Source organism: Janthinobacterium sp. GW460-12-1-14-LB5, from assembly GCF_059423585.1.
Genome location: NZ_JBWKYD010000018.1, coordinates 32,038 through 56,093, shown reverse-complemented (window position 1 = coordinate 56,093; position 24,056 = coordinate 32,038). Strand labels below are relative to the sequence as shown.

Annotated in this window: 23 protein-coding genes, 1 tRNA gene and 1 pseudogene; 9 read left to right on the top strand and 16 right to left on the bottom strand. The window is 58.7% G+C overall.

All coding sequences use genetic code 11. From position 1 onward, the window contains the following. Positions 1-3 precede the first annotated feature (3 nt). From pseG to AC07X6_RS19015, 7 genes are all read right to left on the bottom strand, one after another. Positions 4-1,536: a UDP-2,4-diacetamido-2,4,6-trideoxy-beta-L-altropyranose hydrolase gene (pseG, locus tag AC07X6_RS19045; RefSeq protein WP_494792019.1), complete on the bottom strand. Its 1,533-nt coding sequence runs from the start codon at positions 1,534-1,536 to the stop codon at positions 4-6. After that, positions 1,533-2,822 carry an aminotransferase class III-fold pyridoxal phosphate-dependent enzyme gene (locus AC07X6_RS19040; protein WP_230539898.1) on the bottom strand — a complete coding sequence of 430 codons (1,290 nt, stop codon included), beginning with the start codon at positions 2,820-2,822 and terminating at the stop codon, positions 1,533-1,535. The genes pseG and AC07X6_RS19040 overlap by 4 nt, the downstream gene beginning before the upstream one ends. Position 2,823: 1 nt before the next feature. After that, entirely contained in the window at positions 2,824-3,603 is a 780-nt protein-coding gene (locus AC07X6_RS19035) for a cytidylyltransferase domain-containing protein (protein WP_494792018.1), read from the bottom strand. Then, positions 3,600-4,502: an aldo/keto reductase gene (locus tag AC07X6_RS19030; protein ID WP_230539900.1), complete on the bottom strand. Its 903-nt coding sequence runs from the start codon at positions 4,500-4,502 to the stop codon at positions 3,600-3,602. Before AC07X6_RS19030 ends, AC07X6_RS19035 begins: the two co-directional genes overlap by 4 nt. Continuing rightward, entirely contained in the window at positions 4,499-5,656 is a 1,158-nt protein-coding gene (gene pseC, locus AC07X6_RS19025; protein WP_230539985.1) for a UDP-4-amino-4,6-dideoxy-N-acetyl-beta-L-altrosamine transaminase, read from the bottom strand. Before pseC ends, AC07X6_RS19030 begins: the two co-directional genes overlap by 4 nt. 9 nt (positions 5,657-5,665) lie before the next feature. Continuing rightward, positions 5,666-6,676 carry a UDP-N-acetylglucosamine 4,6-dehydratase (inverting) gene (gene pseB, locus AC07X6_RS19020; protein WP_230539901.1) on the bottom strand — a complete coding sequence of 337 codons (1,011 nt, stop codon included), beginning with the start codon at positions 6,674-6,676 and terminating at the stop codon, positions 5,666-5,668. Positions 6,677-7,818: 1,142 nt separating this feature from the next. Further along, positions 7,819-9,357: a DEAD/DEAH box helicase gene (locus AC07X6_RS19015; RefSeq protein WP_494792017.1), complete on the bottom strand. Its 1,539-nt coding sequence runs from the start codon at positions 9,355-9,357 to the stop codon at positions 7,819-7,821. A gap of 387 nt (positions 9,358-9,744) precedes the next feature. Here AC07X6_RS19015 and AC07X6_RS19010 point away from each other — a divergent pair, with 387 nt between their 5' ends. Next, positions 9,745-9,963: an oxidoreductase-like domain-containing protein gene (locus AC07X6_RS19010; RefSeq protein ID WP_230539903.1), complete on the top strand. Its 219-nt coding sequence runs from the start codon at positions 9,745-9,747 to the stop codon at positions 9,961-9,963. On the opposite strand, the gene AC07X6_RS19005 is transcribed toward AC07X6_RS19010, so the two are convergent. Next, entirely contained in the window at positions 9,964-11,649 is a 1,686-nt protein-coding gene (locus AC07X6_RS19005; protein ID WP_494792016.1) for a methyl-accepting chemotaxis protein, read from the bottom strand. Positions 11,650-11,717: 68 nt separating this feature from the next. Here AC07X6_RS19005 and AC07X6_RS19000 point away from each other — a divergent pair, with 68 nt between their 5' ends. From AC07X6_RS19000 to AC07X6_RS18990, 3 genes are all read left to right on the top strand, one after another. After that, the gene (locus AC07X6_RS19000) at positions 11,718-11,903 is read left to right on the top strand and encodes a hypothetical protein (RefSeq protein WP_494792015.1); all 186 of its coding nucleotides are present in this window, start codon (positions 11,718-11,720) and stop codon (positions 11,901-11,903) included. A 250-nt stretch (positions 11,904-12,153) separates the two neighbouring features. After that, positions 12,154-12,873 (top strand): Crp/Fnr family transcriptional regulator, encoded by a 720-nt coding sequence (locus tag AC07X6_RS18995; RefSeq protein WP_230539986.1) that lies wholly within the window; start codon positions 12,154-12,156, stop codon positions 12,871-12,873. A 67-nt stretch (positions 12,874-12,940) separates the two neighbouring features. Further along, positions 12,941-13,546 (top strand): glutathione S-transferase, encoded by a 606-nt coding sequence (locus AC07X6_RS18990; RefSeq protein ID WP_474292686.1) that lies wholly within the window; start codon positions 12,941-12,943, stop codon positions 13,544-13,546. 9 nt (positions 13,547-13,555) lie between these two features. Here the strand turns inward: AC07X6_RS18990 and AC07X6_RS18985 are convergent, their stop codons facing one another. Then, the gene (locus tag AC07X6_RS18985; protein WP_494792014.1) at positions 13,556-13,963 is read right to left on the bottom strand and encodes a GFA family protein; all 408 of its coding nucleotides are present in this window, start codon (positions 13,961-13,963) and stop codon (positions 13,556-13,558) included. A 121-nt stretch (positions 13,964-14,084) separates the two neighbouring features. On the opposite strand from AC07X6_RS18985, the gene AC07X6_RS18980 reads away from it, so the two are divergent. The 3 genes from AC07X6_RS18980 to AC07X6_RS18970 all read left to right on the top strand — a co-directional run bounded on the left by AC07X6_RS18980 (position 14,085) and on the right by AC07X6_RS18970 (position 15,329). Continuing rightward, positions 14,085-14,579, top strand: a complete 495-nt coding sequence (locus tag AC07X6_RS18980; RefSeq protein WP_230539908.1) for a DUF4265 domain-containing protein — start codon at positions 14,085-14,087, stop codon at positions 14,577-14,579. Beyond that, on the top strand, positions 14,533-14,850 hold the full coding sequence (locus AC07X6_RS18975; protein WP_494792013.1) for a BPSL0067 family protein: 318 nt from the start codon (positions 14,533-14,535) through the stop codon (positions 14,848-14,850). Before AC07X6_RS18980 ends, AC07X6_RS18975 begins: the two co-directional genes overlap by 47 nt. 77 nt (positions 14,851-14,927) lie before the next feature. Next, on the top strand, positions 14,928-15,329 hold the full coding sequence (locus AC07X6_RS18970; protein ID WP_494792012.1) for an STY0301 family protein: 402 nt from the start codon (positions 14,928-14,930) through the stop codon (positions 15,327-15,329). A 120-nt stretch (positions 15,330-15,449) separates the two neighbouring features. On the opposite strand, the gene AC07X6_RS18965 is transcribed toward AC07X6_RS18970, so the two are convergent. Further along, on the bottom strand, positions 15,450-16,175 hold the full coding sequence (locus AC07X6_RS18965; protein ID WP_494792011.1) for a pyridoxine 5'-phosphate synthase: 726 nt from the start codon (positions 16,173-16,175) through the stop codon (positions 15,450-15,452). 128 nt (positions 16,176-16,303) lie between these two features. Between AC07X6_RS18965 and AC07X6_RS18960 the strand changes: the two genes are divergently transcribed. Then, on the top strand, positions 16,304-17,017 hold the full coding sequence (locus AC07X6_RS18960) for a YjjG family noncanonical pyrimidine nucleotidase (protein WP_494792010.1): 714 nt from the start codon (positions 16,304-16,306) through the stop codon (positions 17,015-17,017). A 96-nt stretch (positions 17,018-17,113) separates the two neighbouring features. Then, the gene (locus AC07X6_RS18955; RefSeq protein WP_494792009.1) at positions 17,114-17,602 is read left to right on the top strand and encodes a DUF2726 domain-containing protein; all 489 of its coding nucleotides are present in this window, start codon (positions 17,114-17,116) and stop codon (positions 17,600-17,602) included. A 15-nt stretch (positions 17,603-17,617) separates the two neighbouring features. On the opposite strand, the gene AC07X6_RS18950 is transcribed toward AC07X6_RS18955, so the two are convergent. The 6 genes and pseudogenes from AC07X6_RS18950 to dnaG all read right to left on the bottom strand — a co-directional run bounded on the left by AC07X6_RS18950 (position 17,618) and on the right by dnaG (position 24,008). Then, positions 17,618-17,953: an FKBP-type peptidyl-prolyl cis-trans isomerase gene (locus AC07X6_RS18950; protein ID WP_494792008.1), complete on the bottom strand. Its 336-nt coding sequence runs from the start codon at positions 17,951-17,953 to the stop codon at positions 17,618-17,620. Positions 17,954-18,152: 199 nt separating this feature from the next. Then, the gene (locus AC07X6_RS18945; RefSeq protein ID WP_492959582.1) at positions 18,153-18,443 is read right to left on the bottom strand and encodes a hypothetical protein; all 291 of its coding nucleotides are present in this window, start codon (positions 18,441-18,443) and stop codon (positions 18,153-18,155) included. A 131-nt stretch (positions 18,444-18,574) separates the two neighbouring features. After that, a pseudogene (locus AC07X6_RS18940) lies at positions 18,575-19,056 on the bottom strand (site-specific integrase); the annotation flags it as partial. A 258-nt stretch (positions 19,057-19,314) separates the two neighbouring features. Beyond that, positions 19,315-19,393, bottom strand: a tRNA-Ile gene (locus tag AC07X6_RS18935). A gap of 110 nt (positions 19,394-19,503) precedes the next feature. Beyond that, positions 19,504-21,747, bottom strand: coding sequence for an RNA polymerase sigma factor RpoD (gene rpoD, locus AC07X6_RS18930; RefSeq protein WP_076567827.1), 2,244 nt, complete (start codon positions 21,745-21,747; stop codon positions 19,504-19,506). A 464-nt stretch (positions 21,748-22,211) separates the two neighbouring features. Beyond that, positions 22,212-24,008, bottom strand: a complete 1,797-nt coding sequence (dnaG, locus tag AC07X6_RS18925) for a DNA primase (protein WP_070287782.1) — start codon at positions 24,006-24,008, stop codon at positions 22,212-22,214. Positions 24,009-24,056 lie beyond the last annotated feature (48 nt).

The following is a 24,056-nucleotide window of genomic DNA, read 5'->3' as shown; positions in this document are numbered from 1 at the left end:
TTTTTAGTTCACCTTCTTAAAATAGCATGTGGAATCCCTGACATACGATGCAGCCAGGAACAGGCGGTGCGAAGGCTGGTTATCGCCCAGCACCTCGGCCCTTATTATCTTGATATCAGAACGCGCTGTTCGCAGCCATTGCTCGGCACTTGCCAGCAACTCTGCACCCAAGCCCCGTTGCTTCGTGCCGGGAACCAGGTAAATCGATACTTCGGCGCTATCGTCACGCACATCAAACCGCACCACGCCTGCAGCGTGGCCATCGGCGTGGTGTCCAATCAGCAAAATGCGCTGCGCATCGCTTAACACAGCATCAAACCAGCGTTGATGATTCTCCGCCGTGATCGGCGCCGTATTGCGCGACACAGCACGGATTGCATCATCGTTACGCCAGGCCATCAAGGCCGCCGAATCCCCTGCAGTGGCAAGGCGCAATGCGATGGCATTGCTCCCCATCAAGCGGGCCACGCGCGCAGCACCACGGCCATCGACAATCTCGAGACTGCGGCGCGACAGGAAATTACGCAAACCCGGATTATCCAGCAATGCCAGATAATGGCGCAAGAAGGTCTCTTCCAAGGTATCGCCAAGCTCGATGCGCGGAGCATAAATGAAGCCGGCGTGCGCCGCGTCATTGACCAGTTGCCGCTGATTTTCCGCGACGCAAACGGTCAAAGCTGGCAAACCAAGACAGCAACGTTCCCAGGTAGCAGTACCGCCTGCTCCCATCGCCAAATCGGCTTGCGCCATCAATTCGGCCATGCGCGAGGTTTGCACGTGGCATTCATAGCCATGTTGCATGCAGCTGGCTTCGATCGCCGCACGCGCCGGATGTTGCGCACCAATCACGACATCGACCTGCACTTCCGGCCTGGCGGCACGCGCCAGTGCGGCAATGGCGGGCGCCGTGTAGTTGTCGGCATCTATGCCGCCAAAGAACACCAGGACGCGCTGCACAGCGGCGTCTCGCGGCCTGACGTGGGATTGCTGCACCACGAACTCCTGGCGCAGCAAGGCATACGCTGGACCCAGGAGCTTCTTGCACGACAAAGGCAACAAATGATCGTAGCGCTGCTGCATGCCCAGATAAAAATTCTGGTCCAACAAAATATCGCAGTCATGCCGGCGATCAGCAAGATCATCGACGACCATGATCGTGTTTGCGAATGATCTCGCCACGCGTTCCCACTGCTCATCAAGCGCGTAATGATCGACAATCAGGCAGTCATGCACCGGCCTATGTGACAAAGCCTCGCACACATCCGCAATTTCTTGCTCCAGAGACACACCCAGCCAGGAAAAATGCCCAACCTGACTGGCCGTGACCACCTTGTCATCCACAGGCGCGGGCAATGCAATCACCTCGAAGTCATTCGACACCAGCCAGTTGATATAGTTACCGGGCAGTTTTCGGCAAATAAAGGTGACGGATGCGCCACGCGACCGGAGCTCTTTCGCCAAGGTTGTACAGCGCATGACGTGACCGCTCCCCATCTGTACGGAAGCATCGACGCGAATGACAACGGAGCTACTCATCGCACCTTGAATAGTGGTTCCAAGGGTTTGCAGCGCAGCAAACCTTCCAGCGTTCCATCCTTGACGGCGCTAACCAGCATCGGCACGACTTCTTCATAAGCCGCAAACAGCTTCTCGAGATCGCTGTCGCTATGGCTGTAGTTGACGTTATGTGTACCGAACGTCAGAATGCCGCGCGCCAACATTTCTTGCATGAACAAGGTCTTGATATGCCATTGCGTGTACGGAGCAGCATCCTTGATCAGCACGAAACTCCAGCTCGGATGGCCGGCAACGCTCATGATGTGCTGTGCCGCATTCGTCTCGATGATGGCATTGAGGCGGTCGATAATTTTCTGCCCCTGCTTCTTGATCGTCGCCACGACAGGTTCGCGCTGTAATTTCTCCATCGTCGCCAAGGCCGCTGCCAGCGACAGCGTTTCGCCACCGAAGGTGAACGAGAAGAAGATTTCTTCCATGAGCTTCATGACATCGGCGCGGCCGGCGATGGCAGATACCGGGTAGCCATTTGCCAGGCCCTTGCCGAACGTGGCAAGGTCGGGCGTGACGCCAAACAGCTCTTGCGCACCACCATTGGCGTAGCGGAAGCCGGTGATGGTTTCATCAAAGATCAGCAACGCGCCGTGCTTGTGGGCCAGTGCCTTGACGCCCTCGAGGAATCCTTCCTTTGGTGCGTACACATTCATCGGTTCGAGGATCACGGCCGAGATCTGCTCGGGGAAGTCGGCAAACAGCTTTTCCAGCGATGCCAGGTCATTGTACGCAAAGGTATGCGTGAGTTCGCGCGTGGCAACGGGAACGCCGCGGTTGCGCGCGGTCGAACCGATGTACCAGTCCTGCCAGCCATGGTAGCCGCACACGGCCACATGTTCGCGGTTGGTGTAAGCACGCGCCACACGGATGGCGCCGGAGGTCGCATCGGAACCATTCTTGCCGAAACGCACCATCTCGGCGCAAGGCACGATTTCGCAAATTTTCTCCGCGACCTGCATTTCAATCTGATGCGGCAGGCTGAAAATGACGCCCTCGTCCAACTGCGCCTTGACCGCATTGGTCACGTCCTCGTCGTTGTAGCCGAGCGTGATCGACGCCAGACTGCTGATGAAGTCGATGTATTCATTTCCATCCACATCCCATACATGGCTACCCTTGCCGCGTTGAATAAAGTACGGCGAAACACCCAATGGAAACTGGGTTTTGCTCTTGCTGAAAGTCTGCGAGCCGAGCGGGATCGTTTTAAGGGCGCGTTCCAATAACTCTTCAGAGCGTTGATAGCGTGTAGACATATTAGTTCTCTATGGTGGGGGGGGTAGTCGGTATGGCATCGGCGTCGAGCGATTTTTGATATCCCTCGTTACGTCCATGCATGGTGTTCCAATTTACTAGTTCGGGGCGCTGCTCCAGCAGGGACAGGACATCCTGCATTGAAAACCGCGTGTTTTTCCGATACAGCGCGTCATAAATCATGGAAACCAGCTCGAAATCCTTCGGCTCATCCACCGTCCAGCGCAAGTGCGACAAATCCGTGGCGTGACGGTACACACCCACCTTATAGCGCCCGGTTTGCTGATGAATGAACGGCGTAACATGCTCGCGCTGCGACGGCAGACGCGCTTCGCGCCACGCCTCATCCAGGCAAGAGGCGCGGAAAATCTCCACATCGAGGCCATCGGGGTAGCTGGCCTCGACACAATTGCTGACGTAGTCGTAGCCGCCGGCCAGATAAAACGCGATAACCTCGTCGATCAACGCGGGGTCGGTCAGCGGACAATCGGCCGTCAAACGCACGATATGCTCGGGTGCAAACGTTTGCGCCGCCTGGTGAAAACGCTCCAGCACGTCGTTCAGATCGCCCCTGAAGCAAGCGATGCCGTTAGCCACGCACAATGCTTCAATGGCGTCATCCGACGCTTCACGGCTCGTAGCCACCAATAATTGATCGATCTGGCGGACGTCGCGCAAACGCTCGATCTGGCGCAGCAGCATCGGCTCGCCCAGCAAGGGCTTGAGCACCTTGCCTGGCAGCCGCGACGATGAAACACGGGCCTGCAGTATTGCCAATATCATGATTTTCCCTTTGCCTGCTGCCACAAGGCCGGATTGACGATCGCTTCGTCGCAGATCGCAAACGCGTCATAGCCGGCGCGCGCGGCGCCTGCGGCCGTGTGTCCGGCCGCCGCGCATATTTCCTGTAGTTGCACACTGGAATTGACGCCACATACCACCTGGTCGATCTCCTCCAGCCCGGTCACAAAGCCCAGCGCGGCTTGCAGCGGCGTCAGACCTTGTCCTGCAATAAAACGGTGATAGGCGGCCAAATGCTCGCGCACACCGTCAAAATGGGCCGGCAAGTCATGAGGCGCCATCAGCAGCAAGCCTTGCAGGAACGCGGAGCGGGCATGTATCTCGACGCCAGCCTGTTTCAATTTGCGCAAATGTCCGCTATGCAGCAGACGCTGATCCAGCACGTTGATCGGCAGCTGAATCAGGTCGATCGGGAAGCGCGCCAGTACGGCATCAATCTGCTGCCCAGTATAGACGGACACGCCAATCTTGCTGACCAGACCCCGTTGCTTCAACAGTGCCATGCGCGCCATCAGCGCTTCTCCGCCCGGCAACAATAAATCGTCGACGCGGTGGATCAGCAGGCCATAGACGCTGGGGCGCTGCAGCTTGCGCAGCGAGGCGTGCAGGCTGTCTTCCAGTTGCTGCGCCTCCACTTCGGTCACGGCCGCCCCGGAAAACTGCGGCGTCTTGGTCACGATATCGAAAGGCGCGGCAGGCGACATCACACGGCCAAGCACCGCCTCGCTGTCGCCATACAGTGCCGCCGTATCGATCAATGTCAATTGCAACCGGGCCGCAGCGGCCAGAATCGCCGCCACTTCCCCTTCGCTGACCTTGCCTGCCGTATTGGCGATACCATAATCGAGCCCGAACTGAACTGCGCCCAAGCCTATTTTCATTTCAGCGCTTTCCGCAAGGCCTCGATAACGCGGTCTTGCTGCTCGTCCGTGAAGGTGGCATACATGGGCAGGCTGATGGCTTGCGAATAATAATGTTCCGCTTCCGGGAAATCGCCCGGTTTGAAACCTTTTGCCTCATAGTAAGGCTGGGTATGCACGGGAATATAGTGCAGATTGACGCCGATCGATTGCGCGCGCAGGGCGTCGAAGACGTCGCGGTGCGTCTGCGTCAAGCGCTCGGTCTGCAGGCGGATCACATACAGATGCAAGCCTGAATAGCCGTCAGGATGCTGCCATGGCGTGATGACAGGGAAATCAGCCAGCAAGGCATCATAGCGGCGCGCCATGACATGGCGATGTGCCACGAACTCATCGAGGCGCACCATCTGGCTCAGGCCAAGCGCCGCCTGCATGTCGGTCATGCGGTAGTTGTAGCCGAGCGTGACCTGCTGGTAATACCATGCACCATCGGGCGCATGTGTCATCAGCTCAGGATCGCGCGTAATGCCATGGCTGCGCAGTTGCTGCAGGCTGGTCGCCAACTGTGCATCTTGCGTGGTAGCCATGCCGCCTTCGGCACTGGTAATAATCTTCACAGGGTGAAAGCTGAAGACGGTAATGTCGCTGTAGCGGCAATTGCCTATGGCTTCGCCACGATACTTGCCGCCGATGGCATGCGAAGCATCTTCGATAATCTTGAAACCGTATTCCTGGCCCAATGCATGGATGGCAAGCATGTCGCAAGGCTGCCCCGTCAAATGCACGGGGATGACAACCTTCGGCAGACGCCCAGCCAGCTTCGCCTGTGCCAGCTTGTGCGCCAACGCCTCCACGCTCAGATTGTAGGTGCGCGCATCGATATCGACAAAGTCGACATCGGCGCCACAATACAAGGCGCAATTAGCACTGGCAACGAAGGTATTTGGACTGGTCCAGACCAGATCCCCCGGGCCGACGCCCAGTGCCAGGCATGCTATATGCAAGGCACTCGTGGCGCTATTGACTGCAATCGCGTGGGATACGCCGCAATATGTCGCCAGCGCTTGCTCGAACGCCGGCACCGCCGGCCCCTGCGTCAGAAAGTCGGAGCGCAAGACATCGACGACGGCCTGAATATCGGCCTCGGAAATATCCTGTCGACCGTAAGGAATCATCGTCATGTTTTACGCGGTATGGGTAGGGTCAACGTGAGCCTGGATCAACTCGCGCAATTGTTCCTTGCTCAGGAAATCGGTATTGCTGCCACTGTCATAGCAGAAACCTGGCGGCACCAATTTGGCGCCCATCTTGTCGCAATACTCTTGCGTCGAATACTTGGCGCTCATCGGCAGGATGGCGTAATACTTGCCCATATCAACGGTATTGAAACTGTCGCTGGAAGTGATCATTTCCTCATGAATCTTTTCGCCTGGACGCACGCCGACAACAGGGAAGCTGCATTCAGGACCAATGGCTTCAGCCACATCGGTGATGCGGTAGGAAGGAATCTTCGGCACCAGTACTTCGCCGCCCCAGGCGTTCTCGAGCGACCACAGTACCATGTCCACGCCTTCTTGCAGGCTGATGTTGAAACGAGTCATGGCCGTATCGGTGATCGGCAGGACACCCGTCGCGCGGCGCTCGAGGAAGAATGGAATCACCGACCCGCGGCTGCCCATTACGTTACCGTAACGAACGACGCTGAAACGCAGATCGCGATGACCAACGATATTATTGGCTGCAACGAACAGCTTGTCCGAGCACAGCTTGGTAGCGCCGTACAGATTGATCGGCGCGGCAGCCTTGTCTGTCGACAAGGCAACTACACGTTGCACTTTGGTATCCAGGCAAGCCTCGATCAGGTTTTGCGCACCCAATACGTTGGTCTTGATGCATTCGAACGGGTTATATTCCGCTGCGGGCACTTGTTTCAACGCAGCAGCATGAATCACGATATCAATCCCTTCCAGCGCACGGCGCAGGCGGGCTTCATCGCGGATGTCGCCGATGAAATAACGGATACCGGCATACTTTTCATCCGAAAACTCATGCGCCATTTCAAACTGCTTCAATTCATCGCGCGAAAATACCACGAGGCGCTTGATGGTCGGATAACGCTCCAGCACGGTTTTGACAAAGGCCTTGCCGAACGAACCCGTTCCGCCGGTAATGAGAATAGACTTATCTGATAACATTTTTATATTATTAATTAAATGAGAATAACGAATTAAATAAACGCAACATGCTCAGCAGATACCGATATCGTTAACAAATCGGCATCATATCCGTCGGGGCGACTCGGTAGCACATTGCACTAACCAGGAGAAGGAGAGGATAGATATTGCCCGAGACTCAGCCGGACATACATTTACCCTAGCCTGGTCAGCGCAACAAATTGACGTGCCTCAAAACGGGAACCGTAACAAGCTCAAAGTAATCGAGAGCCCGAGCAACACAGCCAGCCACTTTGACAACCGACTAATCGATGAATCATCCCACATCAAAGATGACATGAATCCAAGAAGATCAGAATGCGCTGAATGATGTGACGCAAGATATTTCTAATTGCTTTTTAAAAATACAGTCGCACCATTTTAACATTATTGTCTTGCTAAAAATACGAAATTCTCGCCTAAAAACCACATCCCGCCATGCAACCACAGCTCCATTTCTTCGCAACAACGATAGACAGAAAGCATATTGTCTGCATAAATATACTGCAGCAGATGCAGAAAATATTTTCAATTAAGCAAGCAATGACGCAATGACTGATAATGCAATTAACGGCCTGCTCCGGCACTCCGCATCACACGGCAGAGCACCCCAGCTGCAACGCCATCCATCCCTCCGGCATGCCAGCGACGGCACGCCGCCAACACCCAACACTTTTCGACATTTCCAGATGCTGCCTTCCAAACCTGCATGATATATGCACAGCCTCCTATTTTCTAACCATCTTGTACGGTTTTACACCTTGTCACAATTCCGCACCAACATAGCCACCGCCACCACCTATAATATTTGCCCTGCATGCCAGATTCTGCCGCACATGCTTTAAAGCAAGCCAATCCTCAACAATTCCCACCTGCTGCGGCCATGACAGCAAGCCAGGTCGTCTATGCGCCCATACCCGTCAAAGAGAAATACCACGCTATCAAATCTTTAAAGACAGCCTGCAGGCTTCACGCGGGAAAGTTGCTAGAGCAATAATTTCAGCAGACAACAAGACAGTCACGCCGCCTGCGGCATCGACCCCGAGGCAACAACACGCAAAAAAAAACGCTGGGGACAATGCCCCAGCGTCTGCGCCATCCAGAATACAGACTGATAAACGTTATTACTTCAACAAACCACCCAGCAACGCCGCCACCTTCTGCTTCGGCTTGACCGGCACCGGCGTCGTGCTGCTGGCAACCGGGGCTGCTGCCTTGGCTGGCTCATATGGCTTCAGGAACCAGGGATCGGCCTTTTCGCGGCGGGCGCCAGGACCGAAGGCGGGACGCGTGCCGCGTTCGGCGGAGCGGCTGTCGCGGCTCTCGCCGGCATGGCGGCTCTCGGAGGCGCGCGCGGGACGCGCCTCGCCACCTTCGCTGCGGCGCGGCGGACGGCGCTCGCTGTCGCTGCTGCGGGCCGGAGCCGGGTTGAAGCCCGTCAATTCGCCGCGCTTGATGCTTTGCTTGATGAGCTTCTCGATATCGGCCAGCAAGCGCTCGTCTTTATCCGAGTAGATCGAAATGGCGTCGCCCGAGGCGCCGGCGCGGCCCGTGCGGCCGATGCGGTGCACATAGTCTTCCGCGTTGTACGGCAAGTCGAAGTTGATGACGCAAGGCAAGTCGGAAATGTCCAGGCCGCGCGCCGCCACATCGGTGGCCACCAGCACGTCGATCTCGCCCTTCTTGAACGCTTCCAGCGCCGCCATGCGCTCTTGCTGGCTCTTGTCGCCGTGAATCGCCGTGGCACTCATGCCTTCCTGCTCCAGCACGCGGGCCAGGCGCGAGGCGCCGATCTTGGTGTTCGAAAACACGATGACCTGTTTCAGGTCGCGCTGGCGCAGCAGATGGGCGACCAGGGCATGCTTCTGGTCTTCCGTCACCTTGTAGACCACTTGCGTGACCTTGTCGGCCGTCTGGTTGCTGCGCGCCACTTCGATCGTCAGCGGATCGTTGAGGAAGGTCGCGGCCAGTTTCTTGATTTCTGGCGAGAACGTGGCCGAGAACATCAGGTTCTGGCGTTGCTTCGGCAACAAGTTGATGATGCGCTGCAAGTCCGGCAGGAAACCCATGTCCAGCATGCGGTCCGCTTCATCCATGACCAGCATCTGCACCTGGCTCAGGCTGATGTTCTTTTGCTCGATATGGTCGAGCAGGCGGCCCGGCGTGGCGATGACGATTTCGACGCCGCCGCGCAGGATGACGGTTTGCGGCTTCATGTCCATGCCGCCGAAGACGACGGTCGAACGCAGCGGCGTGTGCTTGGCGTAAGCCTTGACGTTTTCCGCCACCTGCACCGCCAGTTCGCGGGTCGGCGTCAGGATCAGCGCGCGCACCGGGTGGCGTGCCGGCGACATGCTGCTGCTGGCATGCGCCATCAGCAACTGGATGATCGGCAAGGAAAAACCGGCCGTCTTGCCGGTACCCGTTTGCGCGGCGCCCATCACATCGCGGCCTTGCAATACCACGGGAATCGCTTGTTCCTGGATCGGTGTCGGATGGGTGTAGCCCTGGTCGGTCAGGGCGCGCTGGATTTCGGGCGCGAGGCCAAAGTCGGCAAAAGTCAGGCTGGGAGCAGCGGATGCGGCAGGTGCAGGTGCGGCGGCAGGCGCCGCTTCAGGGGCAATCGCCGGGCTGGGCGTAGGAGTCGATTCGGTTTCAGACATAAATTTTCTGGTGTGCCTCCGCACTGCGGAAGCCATGCTTTCTCAATAAACAACATTTCGGGGCACAGGCAGCTCCGTCTTGCAAGCCATGGATCATCGTTCTTGCGGCACCTCCGTGCTCCGGGACATGCTGTAGGGCGTATGCGGGAGCGTCGAAGAGGTGTGCTGCGATGGCGGCGGAGATCGCGCCGGCGGAACATCGCGCGCAGAAGATACAATATCAGTGCTGTAAACGATACCCTAATTCACCGCAACTGTACACGGAAACCGTGATTTTTGAGCAAAAAGCGTTCCAGCAACGACGCGCCGGGATGCCGTATCATGCTAGGTCCTATGCCAGCTCCTATGCCTGCTCTGATGCCTGCTCCGCCGTCCCCTGCCCTCATCATGCCTACCCCGCCTTTCCCCCACGATCCGCCACCGCAAGCGCCCAGCAAACCGGGCAATGACGAGTGCTGCCACAGCGGTTGTACCTTTTGCGTGCTGGAAATGTACCAGGAAGACCTGGCCACCTACGAAGCAGCCCTGAGGGCGTGGCAACAGCGCCAGCAAGCCGCTGCAGCACCCGTCCCCAAAGGCGTCAGGAAACCACGCAAGCGCGCTTAATTAAAAGCTTTCCCACTCATCCACTGGCGCCGCGCGGCGCGCCGTGCCGGCCAATTGACGTGGCGCAGCTGCCGGCGTCACGGCTGCCGGCGCCTTGACGCTGACGGGCGCGCGCGGCCGGCTCGCGGCGGCGCCGGTCGCATTGAGCTTGAAGATGCTGACCACTTCGCTCAGGCTGGCAGCCTGTTCCTGCATCGATTCAGCCGCCGCGGCCGCCTCTTCCACCAGGGCCGCATTTTGCTGCGTCACCTGGTCCATCTGAGCGATGGCCTGGTTGACCTGCTCGATACCGGCGCTCTGCTCGCTGCTGGCGGCCGTGATCTCGCTCATGATGTCCGTCACGCGCGTGATGCTGGCAACGATGTCATCCATCGTGCGGCCCGCCTGGTCCACCAGTTTCGAGCCCGCCTCGACCTTCTCGACGGAATCGCCGATCAGCACCTTGATATCCTTGGCCGCCGCGGCCGAGCGTTGCGCCAGGTTGCGCACTTCCGTGGCGACGACGGCAAAGCCGCGCCCCTGCTCGCCTGCGCGCGCCGCCTCGACGGCCGCATTCAGGGCCAGGATATTGGTCTGGAAGGCAATGCCGTCGATGACGGCGATGATGTCGACGATCTTGCGCGACGACGCGTTGATCGACGCCATCGTGCCCACCACTTCACTGACCACCTTGCCGCCCTCGATGGCGATGCTCGACGAGGTCAGCGCCATGGTGTTGGCTTGGCGCGCATTGTCCGCATTCTGCTTCACGGTCGAGGTCAGTTCTTCCATCGACGAGGCCGTTTCTTCCAGCGAACTGGCCTGCTCTTCCGTGCGCGACGACAGATCCTGGTTGCCGGCGGCGATCTGGCTCGACGCCGTGGCGATGGTATCGGTGCCGCTGCGTACCTGGCCCACCAGGCTTTGCAGGCTGGCATTCATGTCTTTCAGAGCTTGCATCAATTGCCCCGTTTCGTCTTGCGATTGCACAACAATATGCGCCGTCAAGTCGCCGGCCGCCACCTGGCGCGCCACGCCGACGGCCTCGATCAGCGGACGCGCCACGCTGCGCGCCACCCACAGCGCCAGCAACATGCCGATGACGACGATGCCCACCAGCAAACCGATCAGGCTGGCGCGCGACGCCGCATAGGTGGCGTCGGCACTGGCGCTCGAACGCACGCCGCCGTCCGTGTTAATGGCCACCAGCTTATCGAGCGCCACCATCATGTCCGCCATGACCTTGGCGGACGGCCCCACGGCCAGCGCGCGCGCCTCTTCCTTCTTCATCTCGCGCGACAGGCTCAGCATGGTCGCGTGCAGGCGCATGAATTCATCGTTGAGCGTCAGGAAACGCTCGAATACTTCTTTCTCGCCCGGTTCCGAAATCAGGCGGCGGTAGTTGTCGCCGTCCGTCTTCAGCTTTGCCTGCGTTTCCGTCATGCGCGTTTCATTCTGCGCCATGTCGGCATCCTGGGCGGCCAGCATGTGCGCCAGTTCCCAGCGGCGGAAATCACTGACATCGCTGCGCATGGACATGGCCGCCAGCACGCTGGGCATCCAGTTGGCGGACAGATCCGTCGACGCGGTATTGATGCGCGCCATGGACAGGATCGCCGACACGCCCAGCGCGGCCGTCAACAGCAGCACGGCGCCAAACGACAAGATCAGCTTGGTGGCAATTTTCAGATCAAAAAACCATTTCATGCGTTGCTTTCCTTCATTAAACGGATAAACGGGACTAGACAGGCGCGCGCGCCATCGCGGCGCAGGCCATGAGACGGCTCATTCCGACACGCCGGCAAAATTTCCGCAATGCAACATTTTATCACCATCGTCATGCAGCGCAGACTGCTTTGATCGCGGCAAGCGGCCAAAGTTCAGGTGTCGCGGGCAAGGTGCAGCATTTTTTTGTCCAGGCACTGTTGTTTCCACACGGAAAAATCAAGCGGCAGGCGTAGGAGTCGGATGACACGAGGCAATGTTCCTAGCCTACATAAGCGCGTCGGCTCATCCGATGCCCGCCGCCGCCCCCTGGTTCTATAGTGGATACAAGATTCAGCACAACGCTAGCAAGCCAGAAAAGCAGCGCCATCCAACAAAATCAGAAGACGAGGCCCTACCATGTACAAAGCTTATAGCAACCTGACCCCTGCAACGAATAACCACGCCGCTGCCCAGCATAACTGGCAAGCCGCTCCCGCCACGCCCATGATCAGCATCACCGGCGCGCAACAGAACGAATTGCTGCGCGCCTTGTCGCGCACCGATCTGGAGCGCCTGTTTTGCCAGCTGGAATTGGTCGCTTTGCCTGCCGGCAAGCACCTGTTCGATTGTGGCGGCAAGATTGACTACACGTACTTCCCCACCAACGCCATCGTTTCCCTGTTATATGTGATGGAAGACGGCGCCACCACCGAAATCGCCGTCATCGGCCGCGAAGGCGTGGCCGGCGTGGTGCTGTACGAAGCCGAACGCGCCACCTGCACCGCCATCGTGCAGACGGCCGGCTACGGCTACCGCCTGAAAACGGCCTTCCTGCGGGAAGTCTTCAATGAAGGCGGCGCCCTGGCGCAATTGCTGATGCGCTATACCAGCGCCATGTTTGCGCAGATGGCGCAAAATGTGGTGGGCGGCCGCCATTGCAGCATCGAGCAAAAGCTGTGCCGCTGGCTGCTGGACCGCCTCGACCGTTCCCTGTCGAACGAGCTGAAGGTCACGCAAGACACCATGGCCAACATGCTGGGCGTGCGCCGCGAAAGCGTCACCGTCACGGCCCGCAAGCTGCAGGACGAAGGATTGATCCAGTACCGCCGTGGCACGGTCGAAGTGCTCGACCGCGAAGGCCTGGAAGCGGCCGCCGGCAATTGCTACAAGGCAGCGCGCGCCGGTTTCGAACAATTCCGCAGCGGTATCAGCGCGCACAATTAAACGGCGCTGGCAAACGGCCAGGCAAGCGGGTATCGTAGGCATTCCCCGACTACCCCGGAGACTGGCCATGAAACTGATCGGTATGCTCGACTCGCCCTATGTGCGCAGGGTCGCCATTTGTTTGCAACTGCAGGGCATTAGCTACGAGCACTTGTCGCTGTCCGTGTTCCGCAACATGGATGCCGTGCGCGAGATCAACCCCGTCATCAAGGTGCCGACCCTGGTCCTGGACGATGGGCAAGTGCTGATGGACTCTACCTTGATCCTGCAATATCTATCGCTGCTGCGCCCGGACACGTCCGCCCCTCCCCTCGCCGACAGCGTGCGGGCGCTGCGCCTGACGGGCCTGGCCTTGGCCGCCTATGAAAAAGCCGTGCAAATCGTCTACGAACGCAAGCTGCGTCCGCTCGACAAGCAACACGCGCCGTGGCTGGAACGGGTCAGCATGCAACTGCATGCCGCCTGGAATGCGCTGGAGCAGGAATGCGCGCAGCTGCCCTTGCCTGGCGAGACGGGCCGTATCGACGAGGCGGGCGTGACCATTGCCGTCGGCTGGAGCTTCGCCCAGCTGGAAACGCCCGATATCGTCAAGCCGGCCGACTATCCTGCCGTGCACGCCTACACGCGCTCGGCGGAAACCCTGCCCGCCTTCCTGGCCACGCCGCCAGTCTGACGCGCCCGGCTAACTGCCTGCGACAGGCGCCATGGCGGCCGGATCAAAATGCCACCAGACCGGCCTGACATCGTCAAACGAGTGATATTCTGGCGCAAAGGCCGCCTGGGCAGGATCATCAAAACTGCCCACCAGCAAGGCCACCGTCGGCGCGTCGTCGATGGCGCCGATGGAACTGCCGCACGCGGCGCAAAAGGCCCGGCTGGAATAATCGGAAGAGCGGTAGGTGGCCGGAGCGCCAGCCGTGCCCGTCCAGCGCACTTGATCGCGCGCAAACTCCACCCACGCCACCGTCGGCGCTCCCGTATGCTGCTGGCAATTGCGGCAGGAACAGCTGTGCGCATTGCTACCCTCGCCGCTTACTTCAAAGCGCACCGCGCCACATAGACAGCCGCCTGTTTGCACCGCATTCTCCATTGTTTCTCCTCGTTTGCACCGTTGCGTGCTCTGCCAGCAGATACGTACCCGGTACAATATTGCCACAACCCTCTACCTGGCGCGCCTGGCAGCACATGGCGCCGGCACTATGAAAGAATAAATGGAAGACATCAATTGCGAAGGCTTGCCGCACATCCGCGTATTGGCAGGCGAAAACACCAGCGGTCCCGTGTATGAAACCCTGCCGGCGCGCCAGATCGACGAGCACGTCTACGAACTGCTGGCCTCGCCCGGCCTGACCCTGAACCTGGCACGCGGCGACATCGTCAACATCGCCAACCCGCTGGCACCCGCCGAAGTCTTAAAGCGCGGCGGCAACTTCTGCATCCATATCTACGATGCCGACGACGTGTCGCAAGAGGCAGTGGACCTGCTCGAGCGCGACGTGCAAAGCCAGCTGGGCGGCACCCTGGACGGCCAGTACAAGGGCAACCTCACCTTCAGCGTGCCGGGACACCACGGCATCTACAACGTCAACGGTCCCTTTGACGCCTTCCGAGAAGCAACGGGCGTGGAATGGTACTTCGCCAATATCTACGTCAACCTCGATGACGACGATGATGAAACCTTGCTCAACTGGTGGGTGGATATGTAAGGTTGCTGACGTGACACACGGGGACCTGACCTACGTCAATGCTCCGTATTGCTCTGGCCCACATCAAGATGCTAACCCACGCCTTGCGTACGCTCTCTCTATCGTCGGCCACAGAGAGAAACGCTATGCCTTACAAAAAGGCGGTATCGCGAAAGGCACAGTGATTGCCACCTTCGTCAACGGCCGCTATCAGAGTCTGCGGCAGGGCAATCATGCGGCGCTATTCATTCGCCAGGTGCCTGGCGGCATTGAGTTTCGAGCAGTGGCGTAACCACACGCCCGCGTGATCTACTTCGGCCGTTCGGCGGCCGGGGCATCGAATCGTCCCGAACTCTATTCGGTAGTGGAATGAAACCGCTCGCACTGTTGGCATTGGCCATCGCTGCCACGGCGATGCGGCCAGTTGCCGCGGCCCCCATTGCGTCCGTGTCTTGCCCGCAAGCGCCTCCCTCAAGCTGGAACCTGCCGGCCAGCAAACTCGATGGCGTACGCGTGCTGTCCTATCCGGCGGATCAGCCGCCAGCAACTGGCGAAGCCTTGCCTATCCTGGCCCCGGACAAGGAATGGACACGCAACGGCACCTTGCATCAACGCTGGGACATCAATTTTGATGCGCCCGAGTATCTGTTTCAGGTGGACTGCCTGTATGCGGGTACCGAACGCTACCTGCGCATGGCTTTGCCAGGCGTCAAACAGTGCGTTGCAGCCATTACACAGCAAACGAAAATGGTCAGGTTTCAGTGCAAATAGTGCGCTCAATACCACTCCTCAAGCCACTCCCCGCAGTTGCGTCAAACATGCAAAAATCCATTCAGAAATGACTGGTAAGCAAGGTCAGCAAGCGGCAAGCGCGTTCGATGTGCGGCAGCCCTACGATTGACATATCTCAAGGTAGCGGCCCAGCACCTTGTCCATGCCCTGCTCGATACACTCGACCACCAGCGCGTGGCCGATCGACACTTCCAGGATGCCGGGAATGTCCAGGAAGCGCGCCAGGTTGTGCAAATCGAGGTCGTGCCCCGCATTCACGCCCAGCCCCAGCGCCTGTGCCCGCCGCGCCGCCTGCAGATACGTGTCAAACACGGCATCGGCCTGCGCGCCGCCATGACTCTCAGCAAACCGTTCCGTGTACAGCTCGACCCGCGCCGCGCCCACCTCGCGCGCCCATTCCAGCGCAGGGTAGTCGGCATCGACGAACAGGCTGACGCGGATGCCCAGGTCGTTCAATTCCCCAATGACGGGGCGCAACAGCGCCGCATGCCGTTCGATGTCCCAGCCGTGATCGGACGTCAGCTGGCCCGGCATGTCGGGCACCAGGGTGCATTGCGCCGGGCGCGTGCTTTTCAGCACCTCCAGAAATTCCGCCGCCGGATAGCCCTCCACATTCAGCTCGCATCCCCGCTCCGCGCACAGACGCTGCAACGGAGCAACATCATCGTAGCGCGCATGGCGCTGGTCCGGGCGCGGGTGCAAGGTGATGCCGGCGGCACCCAGGTCGAGAAAGCGCGCGGAAAACGCGAGCAGGTCCGGGAAATTGCGGCCGCGCGAATTGCGCAGCAGGGCGATTTTATTGACGTTGACGGAGAGCTGGGTCATGGGAGGAATGAAGTGAAAGTGACGGGTCCGGCAGCGATTGTAGCGGATCGCCCGCGCAGGGCATGGTCAACCGAACTCGGCACTACGTGCTACGATGCAAGACAAGTTCCACGCTTTCAATACTTACCATGACCTACCAGCTATTCCTGTTTGACCTCGACGATACCCTGCTCGACTTCCGGGCGTCCGAAAAACGCTCGTTCCTGCACACCATGCATGAACTGGGCTTGCGTGACGGCATCGACGCGCTGTTTTCCCAGTACCAGGCGATCAACGTCGACCTGTGGAAACGTTTCGAGACGGGTGAGGTGAGCAAGGATTTCCTGAAGGTGGAACGCTTCCGCAAGACGTTTGCGCTGAACGGCATCGCAATCGACCCAGAACTGGCCAGCCGTTTGTATCTGGAATCGCTGCCGGACACGGTCGTGCTCATCGATGGCGCCAAACAAGTGTGCGAAACGCTGTCGCGCCTCGGCGAAGTGGGCATCATCACCAACGGCGTCGAGTCCATCCAGAACCGCCGCATCGCCGCCTCCGGTCTGAGCGACTACATTTCCTTCGTCGCCACCTCCGAAGCGTGCGGCCACGCCAAGCCGGACGTGCGCTTCTTCGAATACGCGGCCAACATGGCGCGCGCATTCAGCAAGGAAACGACCATCATCATCGGCGACCGGCTGGACGCCGACATCCTGGGCGCCAACCGCTACGGCATAGCCAGCTGCTGGTTCAACCCCGACAACATGGCCAACACCTCGGCCGCCATCCCCACCTGTGAAGTGGCCAGCCTGCACGACATCGTGCCGGCGCTGGACATGATGCAGGTCAACTTGAAACAGGCTTGATCTTCCACAAGCACACCACCTGAATATGCGGGCAGCGGCACGAAAGCACGCCGCTGTTCGCGTACCATCAGGACTCGTCCATTCTGGTGCCAGCCCATGCCTTCCTACACCGTTCTGCTCGCCATCGCGGCAGTGATCCTGTTCCTTGCCATGCTGGCCACGCGCCAGGCTGCCAAGTCGCGCAAGCCGCTGCGCCTGCAAAGAAAACCCGTCATGACGGCGCGCGAGCAGCAGATGTACCACCTGCTGCAGACAGCCTTGCCGGAATGCACGGTGCTGGCGCAAGTGGCGTTTTCCGCACTGGTGACGGCGCAGGGACGGGCAAACAGAAACCGTTTCGACCGCAAGGTGGCCGATTTTGTCCTGTGCAGCCAGCAACTGAACGTCATCGCCGTGATCGAACTCGACGACCGCAGCCACGCCGGCCGCGAACGCCAGGATAAGGAACGCGACGCCATGCTCAGGCTGGCCGGTTACGTGACCTTGCGCTATGCCAACTTCCCCACCCAGCAGGCGCTGCGTGCCGACATCGAACAACTGCTCACGCAACAAACCGGAGTCAACGCAAGTGCCCTGCCCGCCTGATTGCGCGTCAAGCGATCAATCGCGCGTCAGCACTTCCAGCAATTCAATCTCGAAGGTCAAATTGGAGTTCGGTGGAATCAAACCCACCTGCCGCTCGCCATACGCCAACTCCGCCGGCACCCACAGCTTGCGCTTGCCACCCACCTGCATGCCGTGCAAACCCAGAATCCAGCCCTGGATCACCTTGTTATTGCTCAACACACAGCGAAACGGCTCGCCCCGCATGTGTGACGAGTCAAACTCCGTGCCATCTTCCAGCCAGCCCCGGTAATGCGCCGTGACCAGCGCGCCACGCACCGCCGCCTTGCCGTCACCCACCACGATATCGTCAATCTTCACTTCAGCCGTCATCTTGTCTCATCCCTCATTAATCGCAATGCCGCGATTGTACGACAGCATGAAAAAGCCCCGGCAGTGACCCGCCGGGGCTTGTTCTGATATTGCTAAATTCTGGTGGGCCTCACGTGAGTCGAACACGGCACCAATGGATTATGAGACACATGCTCTACTTAATACAATGCCTCACATCGAGCAATATATATCAAAAAATTTACAGCTCAGCGTAAATTTTCAACATGTGACGATCCCCGCGTTTGTATCCAGGCGGATCAACCGCAAAATTCGCCCCGGTTCCAGCCAAGCCAAATATTTTACTCAAGTCACACAAATCCCAAGTGTGATTAGCAACCACATGCCCACCTTGAGTTTGATAACACCTAAGAACATCATTCCCTGCACGTGAAACACCAACTGCGGCAGGCTGCACAACCCTTGCTATGCCACTGTAGGTAAACGCTAACTCTTCACGGTTATTAATTGCATTTTTAATTTTTTCCAGCATATGCCCCCCATTTTTAAATATAAAATTAATGACGAAAAATTTCGCCTGATTAATAGTACACCATTAAAATATTGGCAACATAAAAATTGATATTTTTCGTATTAAGCAATTACTCACTACCAAAATACAATTTACCGTATAAATGTAGGTAACTTATTTGCATACGCAGTTAGATGATCTGCTGAAAAATGCGCATACCGTCGAACCATCTGGGGACTCTCCCACCCACCCAACTCCTGCAGTACGTTCAAGGGCGTGCCGGACTGCACATGCCAACTTACCCATGTATGTCGCAAATCATGCATCGAAAATCGTCAATCCCTGAACGTTTGAGTGCTTTATAGCATGCAGCATTAGTCACTTCCCTGACAGGTTCACCGTTATAGCTAAAAACCCGTATAGGATGCTTCCCAATTTGCAACACTATGACACGCAATGCATCGACATTTAACGGTACGGCAATCGCCTTACGCGTTTTAGACTGATCAGGATGAATCCAAGCTAAACGCCTAGCAATGTCAACCTGCGACCAGCACAATCCCGTGACATTACTTTTACGAAGACCGGTTGCTAACGAAAACGCGGTCATTTCCGCGAGGTGAACATCTGGCAGGGTCAGGTCCGCAATTCAGACACAAGCACAACCATAACCGTATTGAAAAACGATGATGACCTGCGGCGTACTCAATTGCAAATACAAGATTGAACGGCAGGCAAAGTACGCAACGCCTCTTATGTACTCCGTACCGACATAAAGATGAAATTAGTGACGAAGCCAGCTAGTCTGTCCGAATAGTAAACCTTGCGGTGATTGTCGCGCATAAAAAAATCCCCGGCAGTCACCCGCCGGGGATTTTTTTGCTAGAAATTCTGGTGGGCCTCCCGTGAGTCGAACACGGCACCAACGGATTATGAGTCCGCTGCTCTAACCAAGCATGAGCTAGAGGCCCAGGGGGACTGCGGCGTGGCGGCGCTGTTGATGCCCGCCTCGCGCGGCCGTTTTGGAAACGGACACGCGAGGATAGGGGTATCAGGGGCGTACGTCAAGCCCTATTGGCTTCTAGTTGCCTTCCAAGAAGCTTTTCAGCTTGTCGGAGCGCGATGGGTGGCGCAGCTTGCGCAGCGCCTTGGCTTCGATCTGGCGGATGCGCTCGCGCGTCACGTCAAATTGCTTGCCCACTTCTTCCAGGGTGTGGTCGGTGGACATCTCGATGCCGAAACGCATGCGCAGCACTTTTGCTTCGCGTGGCGTCAGGGAATCGAGCACGTCCTTGACCACGCCCCGCATGGACGCGTGCAGCGCTGCGTCGGCCGGCGCCAGGGTGTTGTTGTCCTCGATGAAGTCGCCCAGGTGGGAATCGTCGTCGTCGCCGATCGGCGTTTCCATCGAGATCGGTTCCTTGGCGATTTTCATGATCTTGCGGATCTTGTCCTCGGGCATCTCCATCTTGATCGCCAGGGTGGCCGGATCGGGTTCCGCACCCGTTTCCTGCAGTATCTGGCGGGAAATCCGGTTCATCTTGTTGATCGTCTCGATCATGTGCACGGGAATGCGGATCGTGCGCGCCTGGTCGGCGATCGAGCGGGTAATCGCCTGGCGAATCCACCAGGTCGCATACGTCGAGAACTTGTAGCCGCGGCGGTACTCGAACTTGTCGACGGCCTTCATCAGGCCGATATTGCCTTCCTGAATCAAATCGAGGAATTGCAGGCCCCGGTTCGTGTATTTCTTGGCGATCGAAATGACCAGGCGCAAGTTGGCCTCCGTCATTTCGCGCTTGGCCTTGCGCGCCTTCATTTCACCGGCCGCCATCTGGCGGTTGATGTTGCGCAAGTCCGGCAGCGGCAGTACGACGCGCGCCTGCAGGTCGATCAGGCGCTGCTGCAGTTCCTTGACGGTCGGAATGTTGCGGCCCAGGATGGCGCTGTACGCGTGTCCTGCGTTGACTTCGCCATCGACCCAGTCGAGGTTGGTTTCATTGCCCGGGAAGACCTTGATGAAGTGGGCGCGCGGCATGCCGCAGCGGTTCACGGCCACGTCGAGGATCTGTTTCTCGATATGGCGCACTTCGTCGACCTGGCCGCGCAGGGTGTCGCACAGCTTTTCCACGACCTTGGCCGTGAAGCGGATGCCCAGCAACTCTTGCGAAATGGCTTCCTGCGCCTTGGCGTACGGCTTCGAGTTATAGCCTTCTTTCTCGAAAGCACGGCGCATCTTGTCGAATTGCTGCGAAATGACGGCAAATTTTTCCAATGCCGTGCGTTTCAGGGTTTCCAGCTGTTCGGCCGAGAAGCCGGCGGCGCCCGAAGCGCTCGCTTCTTCCTCTTCCTCTTCTTCCTCTTCTTCCGCTTCGCCCTCTTCCTCGTCTTCTTCGACGGGAGCGGCCACGACAGGAGCGGCGGCGACCGGTTCGTTTTCATCGACGAGGCCGTCGACGATTTCGTCGATCTTGATCTCTTCGTTGGCGATGCGGTCGGCGGCGGCGATGATCTCGGCGATCGTCACGGGACAGGCGGAAATGGCCTGGATCATGTCTTTCAAGCCATCTTCGATGCGCTTGGCAATCTCGATCTCGCCTTCGCGCGTCAACAGCTCGACCGAGCCCATTTCGCGCATGTACATGCGCACGGGGTCGGTGGTGCGGCCGAAATCGGAGTCGACGGTCGACAAGGCGGCCTCGGCCGCCGCTTCCGCCTCGTCGTCGCTGGTGACGACGGCAACGTTATCGGACAGCAACAACGTTTCCGCATCGGGCGCGTGTTCGTAGACGGCGATGCCCATGTCATTGAAGGTGCCGATGATGCCTTCGATGGCTTCCGGATCGACGATGTTTTCGGGCAAGTGATCGTTGATTTCCGCATACGTCAGGAAACCGCGCTCCTTGCCGAACTTGATCAGGGTCTTGAGTTTCTGGCGCCGGCGCTCGAGTTCTTCCTCGCTCGCTTCCGTATCGGACGAGAACGCATCCTTCAGCAGCGCGCGCTCTTTCGCCTTGCGGTCCTTGGCCTTGGCCTTGTCGACGGCCTTCAGTTCTGCCCGCTCGACGGCGTTCAGCGCGGCGACTTCATCATTTTCTGGCTGGAATTCTTTGGGCTTGCGGCCGCGGCGGCCTGGCACTTTTACCGACGGCAAGACATAGCCGGACGTATCGATGGCCGCCAGGGTGGCGGCGTCGGTGGTCTGGCTGACCACAGGCGGCGCGCTGGTCACGCGCGCTTCTGGCCGGTCGAGCGCCTTTTCGGCTTTCGTGGTAACTTTAGTGGGCTTTGCAGCCGCTTTGGATTCGGGTTTCTTGATTGGCACAGGCGCTTTCGATTACACAACGACTTGCTTTACGGTGGATTAGGATAAAGTTTGCTGCCAGTTCCCTGTCTACCTGCGGGAACCACCATCTTCGAACCTGCCGACTACGCAAATTCGACACTGTTACGTTACTTACACCTCATCGGCCACGATCCGCGGGAAGCGCAGCAATTCCTGTCCACCGGCTGTTGCCAGCCGCCTCGGCAAAAATTCCTGCATCGACCGCGTTGGGAGCGAGAGCCTGGCGCGGCTTGCCAGCGTCTGCGAGCCTTGCCCGCAACGCCGAAACCGCCAGTTGGCCCTGGCTGCCGACACGATCCACCGCGCCGATCAAGAGCCTAACTTACTGAAAACAAATACTATTTACGAAACAGAACTAGCTTGCCAAAGCACACAATACTTAGCATTTAATTATAGCACGCGAAAAATGTTTTTCCAGTGCGCGACATACCCTCAGAGCAAGGTTAGCGATTCACCAACTCGGCATCGCGTTCGCGTTCCAGCTCGCCTTGCTCCTGCATGATTTCGCGGTAGCGTACACCAATTTTCTCCGATGGCAAACCCGACGCAAACAATTGCTGCAATTCCGCCTTCAAGGCATTCAATTTGATCTCGCGGATGGTGCTCACCAGCCACGACAATTCGCTGTCGTAATCGGATTCCGTGCCGGCCGCGATCTCGCCGATGATCTCGTCGTATTCGCTGCCCAGCTCCTTCAATTGCTGCGCCAAGGCGGCGAAACTGCCATGCTCGCCCAGCGCCTGGCCCACGGCCACCAGCTGCCCCAGGCTGTGCGCCGCATCCGGCCCCAGGTGCTGGAAGGCCGTCAGCGCCGCTTCGTCGATGCGCAAGGTCAACGGTGGATGCGCCACCAGCATGCGCATGATCTTCAATTCCAGGCCGACAGGCACGGGACGGCCCGATTTCGGCGGCGCGCGGTGCGCCACGGCAACGGGTTTCGCCAGTTCGAACAGGGCTTCGATCTCGGCCGGCGTGGACTGCGTCAGCTGCGCCAGGCCGCGCACGATCTGCAGGCGCAGGGACGACGGCGCCATCAGCTGCAGCAGCGGCTTGGCGTCGAACTGCACGCGGGCGCGCCCTTCCGGCTCCGACAAATCATGCTCGCCCGACACTTCTTTCAGCAAGAACTGCGACAGCGGCATCGCTTCATGCACTTGCTGCTCAAAACCCTCGGCGCCGAATTCGCGGATATAGCTGTCCGGATCGTGTTCCGACGGCAAGAACAGGAATTTGATCGTCTTATTGTCCGACACGTGGGCCAGGCTCGCTTCCAGTGCGCGGCGGGCGGCGCGGCGGCCGGCCTTGTCGCCGTCGAAGCTGAAAATCACGTTATCGGTCTGGCGCAGCAGTTTTTGCACGTGGGTGGGCGTGCACGCCGTACCCAGGGTCGCCACCGCTTGCGGGAAACCCATCTGCGCCAGCGCCACCACGTCCATGTAACCCTCCGTCACCAGCACGTAGCCGGCGTCGCGGATGGCCTGGCGCGCCTCGAACAGCCCATATAGTTCGAACCCCTTGGAAAACAAGGGGGTTTCCGGCGAATTCAGGTATTTCGGTTCGCCATGGTCGAGCACGCGGCCGCCAAAGGCGATGACCTGACCTTTGGTATTGCGAATCGGAAACATGATGCGTTCGCGGAAACGGTCGTAGCGCTTGCGGTTGTTGCCTTCTTCATCGACCTTGTCGATCACGAGACCGGCCTCGGCCAGGGCCACCACGTCGTAATCGGGGAACACGGAACGCAGATTATCCCAGCCGCCCGGCGCGAAACCCATGCCGAAGCGAGCGGCCACTTCGCCCGTCAAGCCCCGGTTTTTGAGGTAGGCGATGGCTTCCGGCGCGTGGCGCAATTGTCCGCGGTAATAATCGCACGCCTGCGTCATGGCGTCGGACAGGGCCAGGCTCTGCGCCTGGATCTGCGCGCGCTGGGCCGGCGGGATCTTGTCGTCCGCTTCCGGCACGACCATGCCCACGTTTTGCGCCAGGTCCTTGACGGCGTCGACAAAGCCCATGCCCGAGTACTCGATCAGGAAGCCGATCGAGGTGCCATGCGCGCCGCAGCCGAAGCAGTGATAGAACTGCTTGGTGGGACTGACGGTAAAGCTGGGCGACTTTTCACTGTGGAACGGGCACAAGCCCATGAAATTGGCACCGCCTTTTTTCAGCTGCACATAGCGGCCCACGACATCGACGATATCGACGCGGTTGAGCAAATCGGAAATGAAGGATTGAGGTATCACTGGCGAGGGCGGGTCTTGTTATAGGTCAGACTATACTACCGCACGTGG

Excerpts from the sequence above, each read along its gene's own strand:
- pseG (WP_494792019.1), bottom strand. The coding sequence starts at position 1,536 with ATGAGTAGCTCCGTTGTCATTCGCGTCGATGCTTCCGTACAGATGGGG.
- AC07X6_RS19040 (WP_230539898.1), bottom strand. The coding sequence starts at position 2,822 with ATGTCTACACGCTATCAACGCTCTGAAGAGTTATTGGAACGCGCCCTT.
- AC07X6_RS19035 (WP_494792018.1), bottom strand. The coding sequence starts at position 3,603 with ATGATATTGGCAATACTGCAGGCCCGTGTTTCATCGTCGCGGCTGCCA.
- AC07X6_RS19030 (WP_230539900.1), bottom strand. The coding sequence starts at position 4,502 with ATGAAAATAGGCTTGGGCGCAGTTCAGTTCGGGCTCGATTATGGTATC.
- pseC (WP_230539985.1), bottom strand. The coding sequence starts at position 5,656 with ATGATTCCTTACGGTCGACAGGATATTTCCGAGGCCGATATTCAGGCC.
- pseB (WP_230539901.1), bottom strand. The coding sequence starts at position 6,676 with ATGTTATCAGATAAGTCTATTCTCATTACCGGCGGAACGGGTTCGTTC.
- AC07X6_RS19015 (WP_494792017.1), bottom strand. The coding sequence starts at position 9,357 with ATGTCTGAAACCGAATCGACTCCTACGCCCAGCCCGGCGATTGCCCCT.
- AC07X6_RS19010 (WP_230539903.1), top strand. The coding sequence starts at position 9,745 with ATGCCTACCCCGCCTTTCCCCCACGATCCGCCACCGCAAGCGCCCAGC.
- AC07X6_RS19005 (WP_494792016.1), bottom strand. The coding sequence starts at position 11,649 with ATGAAATGGTTTTTTGATCTGAAAATTGCCACCAAGCTGATCTTGTCG.
- AC07X6_RS19000 (WP_494792015.1), top strand. The coding sequence starts at position 11,718 with ATGAGACGGCTCATTCCGACACGCCGGCAAAATTTCCGCAATGCAACA.
- AC07X6_RS18995 (WP_230539986.1), top strand. The coding sequence starts at position 12,154 with ATGATCAGCATCACCGGCGCGCAACAGAACGAATTGCTGCGCGCCTTG.
- AC07X6_RS18990 (WP_474292686.1), top strand. The coding sequence starts at position 12,941 with ATGAAACTGATCGGTATGCTCGACTCGCCCTATGTGCGCAGGGTCGCC.
- AC07X6_RS18985 (WP_494792014.1), bottom strand. The coding sequence starts at position 13,963 with ATGGAGAATGCGGTGCAAACAGGCGGCTGTCTATGTGGCGCGGTGCGC.
- AC07X6_RS18980 (WP_230539908.1), top strand. The coding sequence starts at position 14,085 with ATGGAAGACATCAATTGCGAAGGCTTGCCGCACATCCGCGTATTGGCA.
- AC07X6_RS18975 (WP_494792013.1), top strand. The coding sequence starts at position 14,533 with ATGACGACGATGATGAAACCTTGCTCAACTGGTGGGTGGATATGTAAG.
- AC07X6_RS18970 (WP_494792012.1), top strand. The coding sequence starts at position 14,928 with ATGAAACCGCTCGCACTGTTGGCATTGGCCATCGCTGCCACGGCGATG.
- AC07X6_RS18965 (WP_494792011.1), bottom strand. The coding sequence starts at position 16,175 with ATGACCCAGCTCTCCGTCAACGTCAATAAAATCGCCCTGCTGCGCAAT.
- AC07X6_RS18960 (WP_494792010.1), top strand. The coding sequence starts at position 16,304 with ATGACCTACCAGCTATTCCTGTTTGACCTCGACGATACCCTGCTCGAC.
- AC07X6_RS18955 (WP_494792009.1), top strand. The coding sequence starts at position 17,114 with ATGCCTTCCTACACCGTTCTGCTCGCCATCGCGGCAGTGATCCTGTTC.
- AC07X6_RS18950 (WP_494792008.1), bottom strand. The coding sequence starts at position 17,953 with ATGACGGCTGAAGTGAAGATTGACGATATCGTGGTGGGTGACGGCAAG.
- AC07X6_RS18945 (WP_492959582.1), bottom strand. The coding sequence starts at position 18,443 with ATGCTGGAAAAAATTAAAAATGCAATTAATAACCGTGAAGAGTTAGCG.